Below are 17,463 nucleotides of genomic sequence, written 5' to 3'. Positions count from 1 at the left end.
CGCGGCCGGGTCATCCCGTGCTGCCGCGTCCGGCCCGCGGGTGGGCGCTGGCGTACACCTCGCGGAGCGTGTCGACGGTGACCAGCGTGTAGATCTGCGTCGTCGTGACCGACGCGTGGCCGAGCAGCTCCTGGACCACGCGGACGTCGGCGCCGCCCTCCATCAGATGGGTCGCGAAGGAGTGCCGGAGCGTGTGCGGTGAGACCTCGGCGGTGATGCCGGCGCGCTCGGCCGCGGTGCGCAGCACGACCCACGCCGACTGTCGCGACAACGGACCGCCGCGGGAGTTGAGGAAGACCTTCGGCGTCCCCCGCCCGGCCGCGACGAGGTCCGGGCGGGCCCGGCTGAGGTAGGTCTGCAGCGCGCGGGACGCGTACGACCCGACCGGCACCCGACGGTGTTTGCCACCCTTGCCGCGAAGCAGGACGGTGCCCCCCACGGTGCCCGCGTCCGGACCGAGGTCCAGGTCGTCGACATCGAGACCGACCGCCTCCGAGATCCGGGCGCCGGTGCCGTAGAGCACCTCCAGCAGCGCCCGGTCGCGGCGCGCCAGGGCCGTGTCGGCGTAGCCGGCCGCGTCCAGCAGCCGCTCCACGTCCTCCAACGGGATGGCCTTCGGCAGCCGGCGGGGCGGGGCCGCGGGACGGACCTCGCGGGAGACGTCCACCTCGACGAGCCCGTCGCGCAGCGCGAAGCGGTGCAGGCCCCGGACCGCGACCACCGCCCGCGCCGCCGAGGAGGCCGACAGCGGCGAGTGGTCCTCGTCGCCCTGCCGGAGGTAGGAGAGGAACCCGCCGACGGTCTCGGCCTGCACCTCGGCCAGCGACTCGTGGCCGCCCGCGGCGAGGTAGTCGACGTAGCGCAGCAGATCGCGACGATACGAACTCAGGGTGTTCGCGGCGACGCCGCGTTCGACGGCGAGGTGGTCCAGGTAGGTCAGGACGACGTCTGCCGGGGCGGTGCGGGTGACCCGCGCGACCATCAGCGGCGCCAGGGCGCGTCGGCCGGCCGCAGGTCCCGCCAGTCCGTGGCCCGGCCGTGGACCGCCGCGAGCAGCCCGGCGACCGCGATCGAGTTCGTGATGCCGCCGGTGAGCGCGCGCCGGACGGCCTCGCTCAGCGACTCCCGCTCCACCGTCATGGACGCCTCCTCGTGCTCGCGGACGAAGTCGCTGTCGGCCTCGCGCAGGTCACGGGCGAGGAAGACCCGGACCTTCTCGTCGGTCATCCCCGGCGACGAGTGCAGGTCGACCAGTGTGTCCCAGCGAGCCGCCTCGAGCCCGGCCTCCTCCACCAGCTCCCGCCGGGCGGCGGCCAGCGGCTCCTCCCCCGCCACGTCGAGCAGCCCCGCCGGCAGCTCGTCGAGCCGGGCCCGGACCGGGTGCCGGTACTGGTTGACGAGCACGACCCGACCGTCGTCGTCCAGCGCGACGATCGCGACGGCGCCGGGGTGGCCGACGATCTCCCGCGTCGCGACCGAGCCGTCGCTCATCCGGACCTCGTCACGGCGAACGCTGATCACCCGGCCGTCGAAGAGCGTCTCGGAGGAGAGCACCTCGTAGTCGTCCTGCTCCCCCACGGATCAGTCCTCGGCCGCGTCGGTGTCGGGGATCTCGACCGGCAGCCGCTCGGCGGCGCTGTAGGCCAGCGCTGCCTTGACGAAGCCGGCGAAGAGCGGATGCGCCCGGGTGGGACGGCTCTTGAGCTCCGGGTGGGCCTGGGTCGCGACGTAGTAGGGGTGGACCTCGGCCGGCAGCTCCACGAACTCGACGAGGCGCCCGTCGGGCGACTCGCCGGAGACTACGAGGCCGGCCTTCTCCAGATCCGGCCGGTAGTCGTTGTTGACCTCGAAACGGTGCCGATGCCGCTCCGAGACCGAGGTGGAGCCGTAGGCGAGCGCGACCTGCGAACCCGCCACCAGCGTCGCCGGATAGGCACCGAGGCGCATGGTCCCGCCGAGATCCGCCTCGCCGGCGACGGCCGCGACCTGGCTGGCCATCGTCGCGATCACCGGGCTGGGGGTGTCGGGGGCGAACTCGGCGCTGTTGGCGTCGGTGATGCCGGCGAGGTTCCGCGCGGCCTCGATGACCATGCACTGCAGTCCCAGGCAGAGCCCCAGGGTCGGGATGCCGCGCTCGCGAGTGTGCTTGAGCGCGCCGACCTTGCCCTCGATGCCGCGGATGCCGAAGCCGCCGGGGATGACGATGCCGTCGAGTCCGGCGAGGGCGGCCGCGGCACCGGCCGGGGTCTCGCAGGAGTCCGACGGAACCCACCGGATGGCGACCTTGGCGCGGTTGGCGAAACCGCCGGCGCGCAGCGCCTCGACGACCGACAGGTAGGCGTCGGGGAGGTCCACGTACTTGCCGACGAGGCCGACCGTCACCTCGGCCCGCGGCGTGTGGACACGGTCGAGCAGGTCGCCCCACACCGTCCAGTCGACGTCGCGGAACGGCAGGTCGAGGCGCCTGACGACGTAGGCGTCCAGGCCCTCGGCGTGCAGCACCTTCGGGATCTCGTAGATGGACGGGGCGTCGACGGCCGCCACGACCGCCTCGGCGTCGACGTCGCACATCAGCGCGATCTTGCGCTTCACCCCGTCCGGCAGCTCCCGGTCGGCGCGGCAGACGACGGCGTCGGGGGCGATGCCGATGCTGCGCAGCGCCGCCACCGAGTGCTGCGTCGGCTTGGTCTTCAGCTCGCCGGACGGCGCGAGGTAGGGCACCAGCGAGACGTGCAGGTAGAAGCAGTTGTCCCGGCCGACCTCGTGACGCACCTGGCGGGCGGCTTCGAGGAACGGCAGCGACTCGATGTCGCCGACCGTCCCGCCGATCTCGGTGATGACGATGTGCGGTGCCAGGCCGTCCGGACCCGGCTCGGCCATCGCCCGGATGCGGTCCTTGATCTCGTTGGTGATGTGCGGGATCACCTGCACGGTGTCACCGAGGTACTCGCCGCGGCGCTCCTTGGCGATCACGCTGGAGTAGACCTGGCCGGTCGTGACGTTCGCCGAGCCGACGAGGTCGGTGTCGAGGAAACGCTCGTAGTGCCCGATGTCCAGGTCGGTCTCGGCGCCGTCCTCGGTGACGAAGACCTCGCCGTGCTGGAACGGGTTCATGGTGCCGGGGTCGACGTTGAGGTACGGGTCCAGCTTCTGCATGGTGACCCGCAGCCCACGCGCCTTGAGCAGCGTGCCGAGGCTGGAGGCCGTCAGGCCCTTGCCGAGGGAGGACGCCACACCGCCGGTGACGAAGAGATGCCGTGTCGTATGAGAGCCCTGAGGCGATCGATCCACGGACGTTCACGCTAACACGACGTCGCCGATCACGAGGACGGCACGCGCGACGCGCGATGGCGCCGTCGGGTTGCGGAGGTCCCGGTCAGCTCGGACGTTCGTCGACGACGTCGCCCTCGACGACGGGGACCTGCCCGTCCGGCCCGTCCAGGACGGCGGTCGCCGCCGTCACCCGGTAGGCCTCGTCCGCGGTGAGCAGCCCCGTCGCGTGCATCTGCCGGATCAGGCGTGCCCGGGCGTAGGAGTTGGGCGCGAAGGGTGCGGCGGCGCTGACGACCACCGTGGCGAACTGCCGGGCGGTGGCCACGGCCTTGGAGTCGGGGCGGACCGAGGTCACCACCTCGACCTCGCTGCGGGGCCGGATCAGCGGGGCGATGGTCTCGGACACCTCGGCGAGACGCTCGCGTACGAAGGAGGCGAGCGCGCTGAGGGCGGCGGGTGGTGTCGGAATGTCCATGGGCGGACTCCCCACGTTAGCGAGCCGGAGTCGGGAAGAGCGCGTCGGCTCCCTTTCCGGTGCCGTAGTCGCCGAACTGGGACTTCAGCGCCGCCGCGAGCGCCAGCGTCGTCGACACCTGGCCGAAGGAGGTGTTGGCGTCGTCGACGGTGGAGAGACGGTTGGCACCGGTGCCGCCGTCGCGGACGCTGGCGACCAGGCCACCGTCCGTGGCCGAGGTGCCGTCACCGGCCACGACGACCTTGCCACCGCCGGCGACAAGGGCGTCGACGAGGTCCTTCTGTCCGTTGGCGGCGTAGCTGTCGGTCTTCAGCTTGCCGCGGCCCAGCACGACCACCGTCGTGCTCGGGGTGACGCCGCTGCCCTCAACCGCCACGAGGCGACGCTCGGCGAAGGCGGTGACAACCTGCTTGGCGTCGCCGGCCTGCCCCTTGCCCAGCAGCACGTAGCTCAGCAGCGAGGCCCCCAGCTTGCCGGCGTCGTTGGTCTCGGGAGCGTTCCACGTCACCGGCCGCACCGGCCCGGTGGCGAGCGAGTTGATCTCGTCGCCACGACTGGAGTCCAGGTAACCCTTGGTGATGTCGAGGTCGCCGCTGACCTTGCCGCCGGCGGCCGCGATCTGCTCGCTGACGCCGTCGCGCATGCCCGGCGTCGTCCCCGGCAGACTGATGAGCAGCACCGAGGTGCCCTTGAGGGTGTTGGCGACCAGCTGCGAGCCATAGGTGGTGGCGAACTCGCCGGCGTCGTCGACCTGGCCCTGCAGCGTCTTCACCTCGGCCGCGAGGTCGTCGCGCTGCGTCTTCACGTCGTCGAGCTGGTTGCGCAGGTCCTTGGTGATGGGTCCGTTGAGGGCGGTGGTGCCGACGACGATGCCCAGCGCGAGTGCGAGGAAGACCGCGACGATCGAGACGATGTGGTAGCGGAACGAGATCACGAACTACTCCGGAACGGCTAGGAGAACAGGTTGCCGACCCAGTCCACGGCGCGATCCACGTCGTCGGACAGGGTGGTCAGATAGGTGCGTCCGGCGTCGGACACGGCAAGCGCCGCGGTGACCGCGACCAGGGCAGCGATGACGAGCAGCAGCAGCGCCGCGGCCGAGATGCGGTTGCGGTAGAGCCGGTTGACGGTGGCCGCGTCCACGAGCTTGGTGCCGACCTTCAACCGGGTGAGGAAGGTCGACGCCATCCCGGCGCGGCCCCGGTCCAGGAACTCGGTGAGGTCGGTGTGACTGCCGACCGCCACGATGAGCTCGGCGCCCTCGGCGTCGGCGAGCAGCAACGCGGCGTCCTCGCTGGTGCCCGAGGTCGGGAAGGTGGTGGCGGCGATGCCGAGGTCCTGCACCCGTAGCAGCCCCGGCGCGCGACCGTCGGGATAGGCGTGGACGACGACCTCGGCTCCGGTGCCCAGGGCAGTGTCGGAGACGGCATCCATGTCGCCGACGATGAGGTGGGGCTTGTGACCGGCCTCGACGAGCGCGTCGGCACCGCCGTCGACGCCGACGAGCACCGGCTTGTACTCGCGGATGTAGTGCTTCAGCGACTTCAGGTCGCGCTCGTAGTCGTGGCTGCGCATCACGACGAGGACGTGCCGGCCGCGCATGTCGGTGCGGATCTCGGGGATGCCCTCGCCCTCGAGCAGCATGCGGCGCTCACGGGACATGAATTCGCCGGTGTTGACGGCGAAGGCCTCGAGCTGGGACGTGAGCCCCGCCTTGGCCTCGAGCATCAGCGCCTCGACGGTCTCGATGTCCTGCGCGGTACCGGTCACGACGGGGTTCTCACCGAGGTACAGCGTGTCGCCGTCGATGCGGACCTTCGCGCCCTCCTTCACCGCCGCGAAGACCTCAGCGCCGACGTTGTCCAGCAGGACAACACCGTGCGAGACGATGAGCTGCGGTCCCAGGTTGGGGTACCGGCCGGAGATGCACGGCTGGGCGTTGACGATGACGGCGGGCTTGGCCGCCAGCAGCGTCTCGGCGGTGGCGCGGTCGAGGTCGACGTGGTCGATGATCGCGACGTCACCGGGGTTGAGCCGTCCGGCGAGACGGGTCGTGGCCCGATCGAGCCGGGCGACCCCGCTGACACCGGGCAGCGTCTCGTTGCGACGGCGCAGCGTGGCGAGCTTCATGGGCACCGATGCTGCCACCGGGGCGGCGCCGCGCCGGGTTGCGCCACGCGGTTCCCCGGTACTTGTGAGATCGGTATGTGCGCCGCGCGGTCGGGGTCAGTGGCCCGCGTCGGCGAGCAGCTCCGCGGCGTGCTCGCGCGCGGTGGCGGTGTCGGAACCGGCGAGCATGCGCGCCAGCTCGCCGACCCGATCGGCAGCGGTGACGACCCGGACGTCGCTGGCGGTGACCCCACCGTCGGCGGTGTCGCCGGGCTTGTCGACGACGATGTGCCGGTCGGCGAAGGCGGCGACCTGGGCGAGGTGCGTGACGACCAGCACTTGGCGCTCCTGGGCGAGCCGGGCCAGCCGGCGCCCGACCTCGACCGCGGCACGGCCGCCGACCCCGGCGTCCACCTCGTCGAAGACGAGCGTCGCGACCTGGTCCGGTCCGGTGGCGGCCGCGACCAGGCAGACCTCGACGGCCAGCATCACCCGCGAGAGCTCACCGCCGGAGGCACCTCGGGCGATGGGCAGCTCGGGCGCGCCCGGATGTGGGCACAGCAGCAGTTCCACCTCGTCGACGCCGTCCGCGGTGGCGCCCACCGCTGCCCCGTCGACCGTCAGCTGCACACCGCCTGCCGGCGGGCGCGGCCGGACCTCGACCCGTACCGTCGCGTTCGGCATGGCGAGCCCGGCGAGCTCCGCGGTGACGGCGGCGCCCAGCTCGGCGGCGGCCTCCCGCCGGCGTGCCGAGACCCGGGCGGCCTGCGCCGCCGCGGCGGCGGCGGCCTCGTCCTGGCGGGTCCGCAGCGCGGCGAGGGCCTCGTCGGAGACGTCGATGTCGGCCAGCCGGGCACGCGCCGCGTCGGCCCAGCGCAGGACGGCGTCGAGGCTGGGTTCGGGCTCGTCGCAGTACTTGCGCACCAGCGCGTTCAGCGCCGCCCGCCGCTCCTCGATCTGCTCCAGCCGGGCCGGGTCGGCATCCAGGCCGTCGGCGTAGGCACCGAACTCCGCCCCCAGATCCGCGGCGAGGGCGCCGAGTCCGGTGAGGCGTTCGGCCAGCGCGTCGAGGTCGGTGTCCTCACCCTGCGTGGCGACGAGCGCCCGACCTGCGACGGCGAGCAGTTGTGCGACGTCCACGGCCTCCGGCGACGGGTCGGCCGGGTCGCCGAGCAGGGCGTCGTGCGCGGTGCGGGCGGCAGTCGTCAGCGCCTCGGCGTGACCCAGCCGGGCGGCGAGCCGGTTGAGCTCCTCGGCCTCGCCGGGCTCGGGGGCCACCGCCTCGATCTCGGCGACGCCGTGGCTGAGCAGGTCGCTCTCCCGCCGCAGCTCGGCCGCCCGTTCGGTGCGCTCGCGCAGCTCGGAGTCGGCCCGGCGCCAGGCCTGGTAGGCCGCCCCGTAGGCGGTGAGTTCCGTGCCGGCGAACTGGTCGAGGGCCGCCCGCTGCGCCGCCGGACGCACCAGCCGCAGCTGGTCGGACTGCCCGTGCACGGCGATCACCTGCTCGGCGAGCTCCCCCAGCAGCGAGATCGGAGCCCCGGCTCCCCCGACGTAGGCGCGCGAGCGTCCGCCGGAGTTGACGACGCGCCGCAGCACGACCTCGGCGGTCGGGTGTCCGTCACCGGCCGGGTCGGGACCGTCCTCGTCCAGCTCGCCGCCGGCGTCTCGGACGCGGTGCGCAGCAGCGGAGGCCGCCGGCACCACCAGGCGCCCCTCGACGCTGGCCTGCTCGGCCCCGGTCCGCACCCGAGCCGGGTCGGCCCGGCCGCCGAAGAGCAGCAGCAGGCCGGTGACGACCATGGTCTTGCCCGCACCGGTCTCACCGGTGACGGCAGTGAGACCGGGCCCGAGCGGGAGGGTGGCGTCGTCGATGACACCGAGGCCGCGAATGCGCAGCTCCGCCAGCCCGCCGATCGGAGCGGATCCGACCTCGGAGTCGGGGCGGCGCCGGGTGGTGGTGCGCTGTCCCCGACCGGACGGCGCCGCGCCCGGCGAGGCGGACCGCGCCGTGCCGCGCGGGGCGCGGGTCTGCTTGCCGGTGGCCACAACGCTGCAGGCTAGCTGTCACCGGTGACAAGCCGGCGCGGCCGTCCACAGCTCAGGACGGTGGTGTCGGCCACGGCCGCCGGCGGGATGTGGCGTCGCGCGCCGGCAGCCGGACGTCAGCTGTCCGCGTCGTCGCCCTCGCCCGGCGGTGACGACGCCTCGCGCAGGCTGCGCACGGGGAGCTGGAACTTCGAGACCAGGCGGTCGGTGAAAGGGGTGTCGTCCAACCGGACGACCTTCACCGGCAGCGCTCCCTTCCGCACCCGCACCCGGGCCCCGGCCGGCACGGCGAAGGAGCGCCGCCCATCGCAGCTCAGGATCGCCTCGTGCTCGGCACTCACCAGGTCGATGTCGATCACCGACCGCGGCGCCACCACGACCGGTCGGGCGAAGAGGGCGTGGGCGGCGTTCGGCACGATGAGCATCGCGTCGACATCGGGCCACATGATCGGTCCGCCGGCGGAGAAGGCGTAGGCCGTGGAGCCGGTCGGGGTGGCGCACATCAGCCCGTCGCAGCCGAAGCGCAGCATCGGCCGCTCGTCGACGGCGACGGAGATCTCGAGCATGCGCTCGCGGTTGGTCCGTTCCAGCGACGCCTCGTTCAGCGCCCACGCCCGGTGCTCGACGGCGCCGTCGAGGATGATCTCGGCCTCGATCGTCACCCGTTCCTCGACCCGGTACTCACCGGCGACGAGGGCCGCCAGCCGGGCGTCGAGATCCTGCGGCTCGGCCTCGGCGAGGAAGCCGACGTGGCCCAGGTTGACGCCGAGCATCGCCACCCCCGCCGGCCGGGCGAGCTCGGCGGCACGCAGGAAGGTCCCGTCGCCGCCGAGGGCCAGGACGAACTCGCAGCCGTGTGCCGCCACCAGCGCATCGTGTGCCGAGACATGGCCGCCGCTGCACGAGCCCGCCTCCTCGGCCAGCATCCGGACGTCGAACCCGGAGGCGCGCAGCTGCGCCGCGGCACGTTCGGCCAGGGCCACGATGCGACCCCGCTCGGTGTGGACGACGAGCAGGACGGCGCGGGTCTCGGTCATGCGGGTCGACCGTTCATGTCTGCTGCTCCGTCCGAGGTCACGATCGCGTGGATTCCGTCGGCGTCGAGGGTGGCGGGCACGCCGTGTCGCAGCCACAGGAAGAATTCCACGTTGCCCGAGGGCCCCGGCAGCGGACTGCGCACCACGCCCTGCACGGTCCAGCCGAGGTTTGCCGCCACGCCCGCGACGTGCACCACCGCGTCGGCGCGGTGCTGTGGATCTCGGACTACCCCCTTGGCCCCCAACCTCTCCTTGCCCACCTCGAACTGCGGCTTGACCATCGGCAGCAGATCGCCGTCGGTGCGGGTGCAGGCCGCCAGGGCCGGAAGCACGATCGGCAGCGAGATGAAGGAGAGATCGGCGACGGTGAGGTCGGCTGCCCCGCCGATCGTCTCGGGCTGGAGTGTGCGGACGTTGGTGCGGTCGTGGATCTCGACCCGCTCGTCGGTGCGTAGTGACCACGCCAGCTGGCCGTAACCGACGTCGACGGCGACCACCCGGTCCGCGCCGGCGCGCAGCAGGACGTCGGTGAATCCGCCGGTGGAGGCGCCGGCGTCCAGACAGCGCCGCCCAGCGACCTCGATGCCGGGGAAGGCCGCCAGCGCACCCGCCAGCTTGTGACCGCCTCGCGAGGCGTAGTCCGGATCGTCGTCGTCGGCCACCACCCGCACGGAGGCATCGCCGTCCACGGAGGTCGCGGGCTTGGTGGCCGTCACGCCGTGCACCTGGACCCGACCGGCGCCGATCAGCTCCACGGCATGCTCACGCGACCGGGCCAGGCCGCGCCGGACCAGTTCGGCATCGAGCCGGGCGAGCCGTCGCGCCATGTCGCCTCCCTCTTCTCGCGCTCCCGGATGTCGTCCCCGTATCGGCCGCTGCCGGCCCGCGGCCGCCCTGAGCCCGGGGTCCTCAGGCGTCGTCGATCTCGGAGAGTGCCTGCTGCAGCGAGGCATGAACCCGGCCGAAGGCGTCCGGGTGTTCGGCGAGCGGCCGCTGCGCCACGCCGTCCAGCTCGGCCAGCGCGGCGGCCACGGCGGGGTTCTTCGCTGCCGGTCGCGCAGCGGACGACGTCCCCGGCGTCGGCGGGCCGGGGCGTGGCGCGCTCGCCGGTGACGGGACATCGAGATGTGCCGGGCGCGGGCCGGGCACACCGCCGGGCAGACCGCCGGATCCCGCCGGCGGGCCGGGCCGGGGCGCCGACGCCGGTGACGGGGCGGCGCCGGGACGGGGCCCCGGTGTCGGCGCCGAGGTCGGTGACGGCGCGGCGGCCGGACCCGACGGACCCGGCACCGCCGGTACGCCGGCGTCGGGCTCGCGACGATCGTCAGCCGCGGCAGCGCGGTCGTCTCGCGGTTCCACAGGCTTCCTCTCCCGTCGACGTCATGGCAGCGGATCCGACCGTACCCGCCAGCCGGCTCGGCAGGTGCTCAGGCGAGGCCGAGACGGGCCAGCGCCGCGTCGGCGGCCTCGTCGGCGGCGACCACGGACTCCGGCGCCGCCGCGTGCTCGGGCTGGTGCGCTCCCCACCACGCTGCGCTCAGCGCGCGCACCGCGTCGAGGTCGTCGCGGTCGAGACGCCCCGGACCGGTGGCGGATCCGGGCTCCGCTTCGGCCGAACCGGCAGGCGGCTGCGCACCCGAGCCGAGCCGCAGCCCGCTGTCCGACGCCGTGACCTCCCACCGGCCGCAGCGTGAAGTCCCCTGCTGCTGCGTCGGCGCGGTGTGGGTGTCGAGCAGCGCCGAGACGTCGGCGCCGAGGTAGCTCGGCCGCAGCGCGGACGGCGCCGCCAGCAGATCCGGCACGTCCGTCACTCCGGAGAAGACGAGCAGGCTGGGACAGCCGACCGCGTTGGCACCCTCGATGTCGGTGTCGAGCCGGTCGCCGACGACGATGGGACGCTCGGCCCCGGTGCGGATCATCGTCTCGCGATGCATGGTCGGGTCGGGCTTGCCGGTGATGACCGGCTCCTTGCGCGTCGCCAGCCGCATCGCCGCCACCAGCGAGCCGTTACCGGGCAGCGGGCCGCGGGGCGAGGGGACCGTCGGATCGGCGTTGGTCGCCACCCAGAGCGCGCCGTTGTTGATCGCGACTGCTCCCTCGGCGAGCAGGGCCCAGTTCATCTGCGGCGAGTAGCCCTGCACCACCGCTGCGACCCCGTCACCCCAGCTGTCGGTGGCGACGAGTCCCCGCTCGGCGAGCGCCTCGTAGAGGCCGGTGGTGCCGAGGACGAGGACGGTGGCACCGGCCGGCAACTGCTCGGAGAGATAGCGCGCCGCTGCCTGCGACGACGTGATGACTTCCGACGCGTCTGCCACGATGCCGAGCTCGGTCAGATGCTCCGCCACGACCCGGGGTGGCCGCGCCGCATTGTTGGTGACGAAGGCGAGCTGCATCCCCGCGGAGCGGGCGCGGCGCAGCGCTTCCGGAGCGCCCGGCACAGCGTTCTTGCCGACGTAGACCACGCCGTCGAGATCGAGCAGTGCCACATCGTGGGCCTCTGACAACGCGATCTCGCTGTTCTGCAACGTGGCACTCACGGACTGGATGATTCCACGGCGCGGGATTTGCGTACGATCGCCCACCATGACCTCGGCAACCGACAATGACGTCTCCACCGGTCTGTCCCTGGCGCCTTTTCGTGGACTGCGCCCCACGGCGGACGGGCCGGAGCTGGCCCGTCGGCTCTGCCCGCCGTACGACGTCATCGATGCCGCGAGGCGGCAGGAACTGCTGGCGGCGGACCCGGCGAACGCGGTGGCCGTCATCCTCCCGGAGCCGAGCGAGGCCGGTTACCGAGACGCGGCGCAGACCTTGCGGCAGTGGGTCACGGACGGGCTGGCGGTCGTCGACGAAGCGCCGGCGCTCTACGTCTACGAGCTTCGCGAGTCCACCGGCCATGTCACCCGGGGTCTGCTGGGCGCCGTCGAGCTGCGGGACCCCGCCGACGGCGTGATCCTGCCGCACGAGAACACGATGGCGGGGCCGGTGGCCGACCGCCTGGCCGTGATGACGGCGACGGAGACCGACCTCGAACCCATCTACCTCGTCTACGAGGGCGGCGGGGCGGCATCACGACTCGTCGCCAGCGTCGGCGACGCCGGCGTCATCGCCGAGGCGACCACCGATGACGGCACCACCCACAAGCTGTGGCGCATCACCGACGCCGAGACCCATGTCGCCGTCGCCGGTGATCTGGGAACGCGTAGTGCGCTGATCGCCGACGGTCATCACCGCTACGCCACCTACCGCGAGCGCCAGCGCCGCCACGCCGCGGACGGCGCCGGACCGTGGGATCGGGGCCTCGCGCTACTGGTCGACACGAGCGAGTACGGGCCGCAGGTCCACCCCATCCACCGCACCATCTCCGGCCTGGACCTGCCCACCGCGATGCGGGCGTTGGCGGGAGTGGCGGAGGTTCGCGAGGTCGTGGATGCCGAGCGCGGCCTGGCCGAGCTGGCACAGGCAGACGGCTTCGCCATGGTCCTCACCGACGGCGAGGCCTTCCGGCTCGTCGTCGACACACGTGGTGCGCTCCGGTCAGCGGCCACGCGGCCGGACGACGACCCCGTTCTCGCCGCACTGGACGTCACCGTGCTGCACCGCGGCGTAGTCGAACGCGTGTGGGGACTCAGCGACGACGTGGAGACCGTCGGGTACGCCCATGATGTGGACGAAGCCATGGCGCAGGCCGCCCGGGTCCACGGCATCGCCGTACTCGTCCGCGCTACCCCCGTGACCGACGTCGCAGCCGTTGCTGCCGCCGGCGCTCGCATGCCGCGGAAGTCGACACTCTTCACGCCGAAGCCCGCCTCCGGCCTCGTGATGCGACGCCTCTCCGACCAGCGCTGAGCGGACAACCTGGACGACGGAGCCGCCGACCGAGCCACCGGCGGAGGGATCAGAGCAGCGCGGCTGCGCGGTCCACAGCGTCCAACTCCCCTTCGGGGTCGATCGCCGCGGAGGCGGCGAACCAGCTCGCGGCCTCCTCACGTCGCCCGGCGGCTTCGAGGGCATCGGCGTACGCGTACCAGAGCCGCATCGAACCGGGCCTCGGGCTCTCCCGGTCCAATCCACCGCGGGCCAGCACAGCCAAGGCCGCGTCGAGCTGCCCCAGATCGCGACGAGCGCCGGCAACGACGATGAAGAGCTCGATCCGGGCTTCCCGGTCCAGCTTCGCCACCTCGGGGTCGCTCAGCAGCCGAAGTGCCTGCGCCGGACGGCCCAGCGCCCGCTCGCAGTCAGCCATCACCGCGAGATTCCTGGCATCGCCGGTGATCCTGCGCGCCGTCCGCAGCTCTGTCAGCGCCTCGGCGTATTCGCCGGCGTGATAGGCGGCAACGCCCACCGCTTCACGAACAGCGCCGACTCTCGACGCGCGAGACCGCGCAGCCCTGGCCAGCTCCAGCGCACGAGGCGCGTCGTCCTCGAGCGCCTCGCCTGCAGCGACGAGGTACTTGCCAACAGCATCAGCATTGACCTTGCTCAGCGAGCGCAGCTCAGCACGGACCGAACGATCCAAGAGCATGACGTCCGCGTCCTCCGGCACCGGAGGCAAGCCATCGCGCAGCGCGCGATCCGAGCCTTGACCTCGGTCGCGAGACGCAAAGTCACGGCGTTCGGGACGCGGGCCACGGCCGACCTGGTCGCGCCCCCGGCCGTCCGGTCGAGGCCGACCATCCTGCCTCGACCGTTCGCCCCGTCCGTCACGATCATCGCGACGGGGACGCCCAGCCCCGCCGAACCGATCACTCCGAGCGGAACCTTCGTGGCGGTCACGCGCCGGACGACCGGACGAGCCGTGCGCCGAACCCGCGCCGCGGGAACCGCGACCGGCGCCGTCAGCTGCTCCTCCACCGTCACGGCCGGCCCCGCTCCGCGTACCGAACCCGCGGGAGTCACTCCCCCGACGGAACCCCTCCCCAGAGGAACGCGGCGGACCCCCGCGCTTGCCGCCCCGAGGAGCACTTCCCCCGGAGCTACTGCCACCGGAGCGGTACGGACGAGGTGAGCCACTGGAGGCGCGGTCTGACATAACTATCCATCCCTGATCAAGACTGTTAAATGCGACGAGGGCCGTTCGGAAAATCCGAACGACCCTCGTCGTCAAAGTGTGTCCGGCGACGTCCTACTCTCCCACGCAGTGGCCCGCGCAGTACCATCGGCGCTGAGAGGCTTAGCTTCCGGGTTCGGGATGGGACCGGGCGTTTCCCTCTCGCTATGGTCGCCGAAACTCTATGGAGATATGGTCCGCACCGTCTCGCAAAGAGACGGGGACCGTACCTCGGGAACCGCACAGTGGACGCGTAGCAGTGCCGACCGAAGTCGACAAAGATTGTGTGTGGCAAGTCCTCGGCCTATTAGTACCAGTCAGCTGCACGTGTTACCACGCTTCCACTTCTGGCCTATCAACCCGGTGGTCTAGCCGGGGGCCTTACTCCATAAAGGATGGGAGATCTCATCTTGAAGCGAGCTTCCCGCTTAGATGCTTTCAGCGGTTATCCCTTCCGAACGTAGCTAACCAGCAGTGCTCCTGGTGGAACAACTGGCACACCAGAGGTTCGTCCGTCCCGGTCCTCTCGTACTAAGGACAGCCCTTCTCAAATCTCCTGCGCGCGCGGCGGATAGGGACCGAACTGTCTCACGACGTTCTAAACCCAGCTCGCGTGCCGCTTTAATGGGCGAACAGCCCAACCCTTGGGAGCGACTCCACCCCCAGGATGCGACGAGCCGACATCGAGGTGCCAAACCATCCCGTCGATATGGACTCTTGGGGAAGATCAGCCTGTTATCCCCGGGGTACCTTTTATCCGTTGAGCGACACCGCTTCCACTTGCCAGTGCCGGGTCACTAGTCCCAGCTTTCGCTCCTGCTCGACATGTCTGTCTCGCAGTCAAGCTCCCTTGTGCACTTGCACTCGATACCTGATTGCCAACCAGGCTGAGGGAACCTTTGGGCGCCTCCGTTACATTTTGGGAGGCGACCGCCCCAGTCAAACTACCCATCTGACACTGTCCCTGATCCGGATTACGGACCTAGGTTAGACACCCAATTCGACCAGAGTGGTATTTCAACGTTGACTCCACGAACACTGGCGTGCCCGCTTCACAGTCTCCCACCTATCCTACACAAGCCGAACCGAGCACCAATATCAAACTATAGTAAAGGTCCCGGGGTCTTTCCGTCCTGCCGCGCGTAACGAGCATCTTTACTCGTAGTGCAATTTCGCCGAGTCCATGGTTGAGACAGTCGAGAAGTCGTTACGCCATTCGTGCAGGTCGGAACTTACCCGACAAGGAATTTCGCTACCTTAGGATGGTTATAGTTACCACCGCCGTTTACTGGCGCTTAAGTTCTGAGCTTCGCACCGAAGTGCTAACCCGTCCCCTTAACGTTCCAGCACCGGGCAGGCGTCAGTCCGTATACATCGTATTGCTACTTCGCACGGACCTGTGTTTTTAGTAAACAGTCGCTTCTCGCTGGTCTCTGCGGCCGGCCAACGCTCGGGCAGTAAATGCCGTCACGCCAACTGGCCCTCCTTCTCCCGAAGTTACGGAGGTATTTTGCCGAGTTCCTTAACCATGGTTCACTCGATCACCTTAGTATTCTCTACCTGACCACCTGTGTCGGTTTGGGGTACGGGCCGCTCAGAGCTCGCTAGAGGCTTTTCTCGGCAGCATAGAATCATCGAATTCGCCGCAATCGGCTATGCGTCACGTCTCAGGCTGATGTCGCGCGGATTTACCTACACGACGCCCTACACGCTTACCCCGGTGTTACCACTGACCGGTACGACTATCTTCCTGCGTCACCCCATCGCTTGACTACTACCAGTTCGGGTCGCGCGATCCACCATGTCAGAGTCGAAACTCATCTTGGCTTCTGGCGCTTAGCATTGCTGGGTTCGTCATGGGCGCTCTTCTGCGGGTACGGGAATATCAACCCGTTGTCCATCGACTACGCCTGTCGGCCTCGCCTTAGGTCCCGACTTACCCTGGGCGGATTAGCCTGGCCCAGGAACCCTTGGTCATTCGGCGGAGGAGGTTCTCACTCCTCATTCGCTACTCATGCCTGCATTCTCACTCGTGTGCCGTCCACGGCTGGGTTACCCCGCCGCTTCCTTCGGCACACGACGCTCCCCTACCCATCCATGCACCTGGCCGGCAGTCCGTAGACGGCCGACGGGCTATAGCATGAATGACACAGCTTCGGTGGTGTGCTTGAGCCCCGTTACATTGTCGGCGCAGAATCACTTGACCAGTGAGCTATTACGCACTCTTTAAAGGGTGGCTGCTTCTAAGCCAACCTCCTGGTTGTCTGTGCGACTCCACATCCTTTCCCACTTAGCACACGCTTGGGGACCTTAGCTGGTGTTCTGGGTTGTTTCCCTCTCGACTACGAACCTTATCGCCCGCAGTCTCACTGCCGCGCTCTCACTTACCGGCATTCGGAGTTTGGCTGATTTCGGTAAGCTTGTGGGCCCCCTAGACCATCCAGTAGCTCTACCTCCGGCAAGAAACACGCGACGCTGCACCTAAATGCATTTCGGGGAGAACCAGCTATCACGAAGTTTGATTGGCCTTTCACCCCTACCCACAGCTCATCCCCTCAGTTTTCAACCTAAGTGGGTTCGGTCCTCCACGCGGTCTTACCCGCGCTTCAACCTGGCCATGGGTAGATCACTTCGCTTCGGGTCTAGATCACGCGACTCAACGCCCTATTCAGACTCGCTTTCGCTACGGCTGCCCCTCACGGGTTAACCTTGCCACGTAACACTAACTCGCAGGCTCATTCTTCAAAAGGCACGCTGTCACGACTTTGCGCAAGGCAAAGCGACGCTCCAACGGCTTGTAGGCGCGCGGTTTCAGGTACTATTTCACTCCCCTCCCGGGGTACTTTTCACCTTTCCCTCACGGTACTTGTCCGCTATCGGTCACCAGGGAATATTTAGGCTTAGCGGGTGGTCCCGCCAGATTCACAGCGAATTTCACGGGCTCGCTGCTACTTGGGGTAACGCAAAGGAGGCGTCGAGTTTTCGTCTACGGGGGTATCACCCTCTGTGCCGGACCTTCCCAAGTCCTTCGACTAACTACGACGCTTTTTTACTCCTCGTTGGTTCGGCAGAACCAACACTGCGGCCCCACAACCCCACATACGCAACGCCTGCCGGCTATCACGCGTATCTGGTTTGGCCTGTTCCGCTTTCGCTCGCCACTACTCACGGAATCGCGGTTGCTTTCTCTTCCTGTGGGTACTGAGATGTTTCACTTCCCCACGTTCCCTCCGCATGCCCTATGTGTTCAGGCATGGGTAACAGGACATGACTCCTGTTGGGTTTCCCCATTCGGAAATCCTCGGATCAAAGCTCAGTCGGCAGCTCCCCGAGGCTTATCGCAGCCCCTTACGTCCTTCTTCGGTTCCTGGTGCCAAGGCATCCACCGTGCGCCCTTATTAACTTGGCCACAAAGATGCTCGCGTCCACTGTGCAGTTCTCAAGGTACGGGCGACCACGTGCGGTGGCTCATC

Annotated in this window: 13 protein-coding genes and 2 rRNA genes; 1 reads left to right on the top strand and 14 read right to left on the bottom strand. The window is 69.8% G+C overall.

Annotated elements, in window-relative coordinates:
• Positions 1–10: 10 nt before the first annotated feature.
• The 11 genes from AC0NZQ_RS20650 to AC0NZQ_RS20600 all read right to left on the bottom strand — a co-directional run bounded on the left by AC0NZQ_RS20650 (position 11) and on the right by AC0NZQ_RS20600 (position 11,489).
• Positions 11–982 carry a site-specific tyrosine recombinase XerD gene (locus AC0NZQ_RS20650; RefSeq protein ID WP_474531961.1) on the bottom strand — a complete coding sequence of 324 codons (972 nt, stop codon included), beginning with the start codon at positions 980–982 and terminating at the stop codon, positions 11–13.
• On the bottom strand, positions 982–1,578 hold the full coding sequence (locus AC0NZQ_RS20645; RefSeq protein WP_474531960.1) for an NUDIX domain-containing protein: 597 nt from the start codon (positions 1,576–1,578) through the stop codon (positions 982–984). The genes AC0NZQ_RS20650 and AC0NZQ_RS20645 overlap by 1 nt, the downstream gene beginning before the upstream one ends.
• A gap of 3 nt (positions 1,579–1,581) precedes the next feature.
• Positions 1,582–3,291 carry a CTP synthase gene (locus tag AC0NZQ_RS20640; RefSeq protein ID WP_474531959.1) on the bottom strand — a complete coding sequence of 570 codons (1,710 nt, stop codon included), beginning with the start codon at positions 3,289–3,291 and terminating at the stop codon, positions 1,582–1,584.
• 85 nt (positions 3,292–3,376) lie between these two features.
• Positions 3,377–3,748 carry a hypothetical protein gene (locus AC0NZQ_RS20635; protein ID WP_474531958.1) on the bottom strand — a complete coding sequence of 124 codons (372 nt, stop codon included), beginning with the start codon at positions 3,746–3,748 and terminating at the stop codon, positions 3,377–3,379.
• 16 nt (positions 3,749–3,764) lie between these two features.
• Positions 3,765–4,682: a copper transporter gene (locus AC0NZQ_RS20630; protein ID WP_474531957.1), complete on the bottom strand. Its 918-nt coding sequence runs from the start codon at positions 4,680–4,682 to the stop codon at positions 3,765–3,767.
• 17 nt (positions 4,683–4,699) lie between these two features.
• Entirely contained in the window at positions 4,700–5,878 is a 1,179-nt protein-coding gene (gene steA / locus AC0NZQ_RS20625) for a putative cytokinetic ring protein SteA (protein ID WP_474531956.1), read from the bottom strand.
• A 96-nt stretch (positions 5,879–5,974) separates the two neighbouring features.
• Positions 5,975–7,903, bottom strand: coding sequence for a DNA repair protein RecN (recN, locus tag AC0NZQ_RS20620; protein WP_474531955.1), 1,929 nt, complete (start codon positions 7,901–7,903; stop codon positions 5,975–5,977).
• 116 nt (positions 7,904–8,019) lie between these two features.
• Positions 8,020–8,940, bottom strand: a complete 921-nt coding sequence (locus AC0NZQ_RS20615) for an NAD kinase (protein ID WP_474531954.1) — start codon at positions 8,938–8,940, stop codon at positions 8,020–8,022.
• Positions 8,937–9,767 carry a TlyA family RNA methyltransferase gene (locus tag AC0NZQ_RS20610; RefSeq protein ID WP_474531953.1) on the bottom strand — a complete coding sequence of 277 codons (831 nt, stop codon included), beginning with the start codon at positions 9,765–9,767 and terminating at the stop codon, positions 8,937–8,939. Before AC0NZQ_RS20610 ends, AC0NZQ_RS20615 begins: the two co-directional genes overlap by 4 nt.
• Before the next feature lie 82 nt (positions 9,768–9,849).
• Complete coding sequence (locus tag AC0NZQ_RS20605; protein ID WP_474531952.1) at positions 9,850–10,299, bottom strand: hypothetical protein; 450 nt, start codon at positions 10,297–10,299, stop codon at positions 9,850–9,852.
• A 68-nt stretch (positions 10,300–10,367) separates the two neighbouring features.
• Positions 10,368–11,489: an HAD-IIA family hydrolase gene (locus AC0NZQ_RS20600; protein WP_474532048.1), complete on the bottom strand. Its 1,122-nt coding sequence runs from the start codon at positions 11,487–11,489 to the stop codon at positions 10,368–10,370.
• Between the two features lie 34 nt (positions 11,490–11,523).
• Here AC0NZQ_RS20600 and AC0NZQ_RS20595 point away from each other — a divergent pair, with 34 nt between their 5' ends.
• Positions 11,524–12,789 (top strand): DUF1015 family protein, encoded by a 1,266-nt coding sequence (locus AC0NZQ_RS20595; protein WP_474531951.1) that lies wholly within the window; start codon positions 11,524–11,526, stop codon positions 12,787–12,789.
• Between the two features lie 49 nt (positions 12,790–12,838).
• Here AC0NZQ_RS20595 and AC0NZQ_RS20590 read toward each other — a convergent pair whose 3' ends face one another.
• The 3 genes from AC0NZQ_RS20590 to AC0NZQ_RS20580 form a co-directional block, all read right to left on the bottom strand.
• Complete coding sequence (locus AC0NZQ_RS20590) at positions 12,839–13,486, bottom strand: tetratricopeptide repeat protein (protein ID WP_474531950.1); 648 nt, start codon at positions 13,484–13,486, stop codon at positions 12,839–12,841.
• 566 nt (positions 13,487–14,052) lie between these two features.
• A 5S ribosomal RNA gene (rrf, locus tag AC0NZQ_RS20585) occupies positions 14,053–14,169 on the bottom strand.
• Between the two features lie 109 nt (positions 14,170–14,278).
• Positions 14,279–17,399, bottom strand: a 23S ribosomal RNA gene (locus tag AC0NZQ_RS20580).
• Positions 17,400–17,463 lie beyond the last annotated feature (64 nt).

The sequence above is a fragment of the Jatrophihabitans sp. sgz311053 genome, assembly GCF_056135305.1.
This window is presented reverse-complemented; position numbering and strand designations above follow the sequence as displayed.

Coding starts and splice junctions, on each gene's coding strand:
- AC0NZQ_RS20635 (WP_474531958.1), bottom strand. CDS start 3,748: ATGGACATTCCGACACCACCCGCCGCCCTCAGCGCGCTCGCCTCCTTC.
- AC0NZQ_RS20615 (WP_474531954.1), bottom strand. CDS start 8,940: ATGACCGAGACCCGCGCCGTCCTGCTCGTCGTCCACACCGAGCGGGGT.
- AC0NZQ_RS20595 (WP_474531951.1), top strand. CDS start 11,524: ATGACCTCGGCAACCGACAATGACGTCTCCACCGGTCTGTCCCTGGCG.
- AC0NZQ_RS20610 (WP_474531953.1), bottom strand. CDS start 9,767: ATGGCGCGACGGCTCGCCCGGCTCGATGCCGAACTGGTCCGGCGCGGC.
- steA (WP_474531956.1), bottom strand. CDS start 5,878: ATGAAGCTCGCCACGCTGCGCCGTCGCAACGAGACGCTGCCCGGTGTC.
- AC0NZQ_RS20650 (WP_474531961.1), bottom strand. CDS start 982: ATGGTCGCGCGGGTCACCCGCACCGCCCCGGCAGACGTCGTCCTGACC.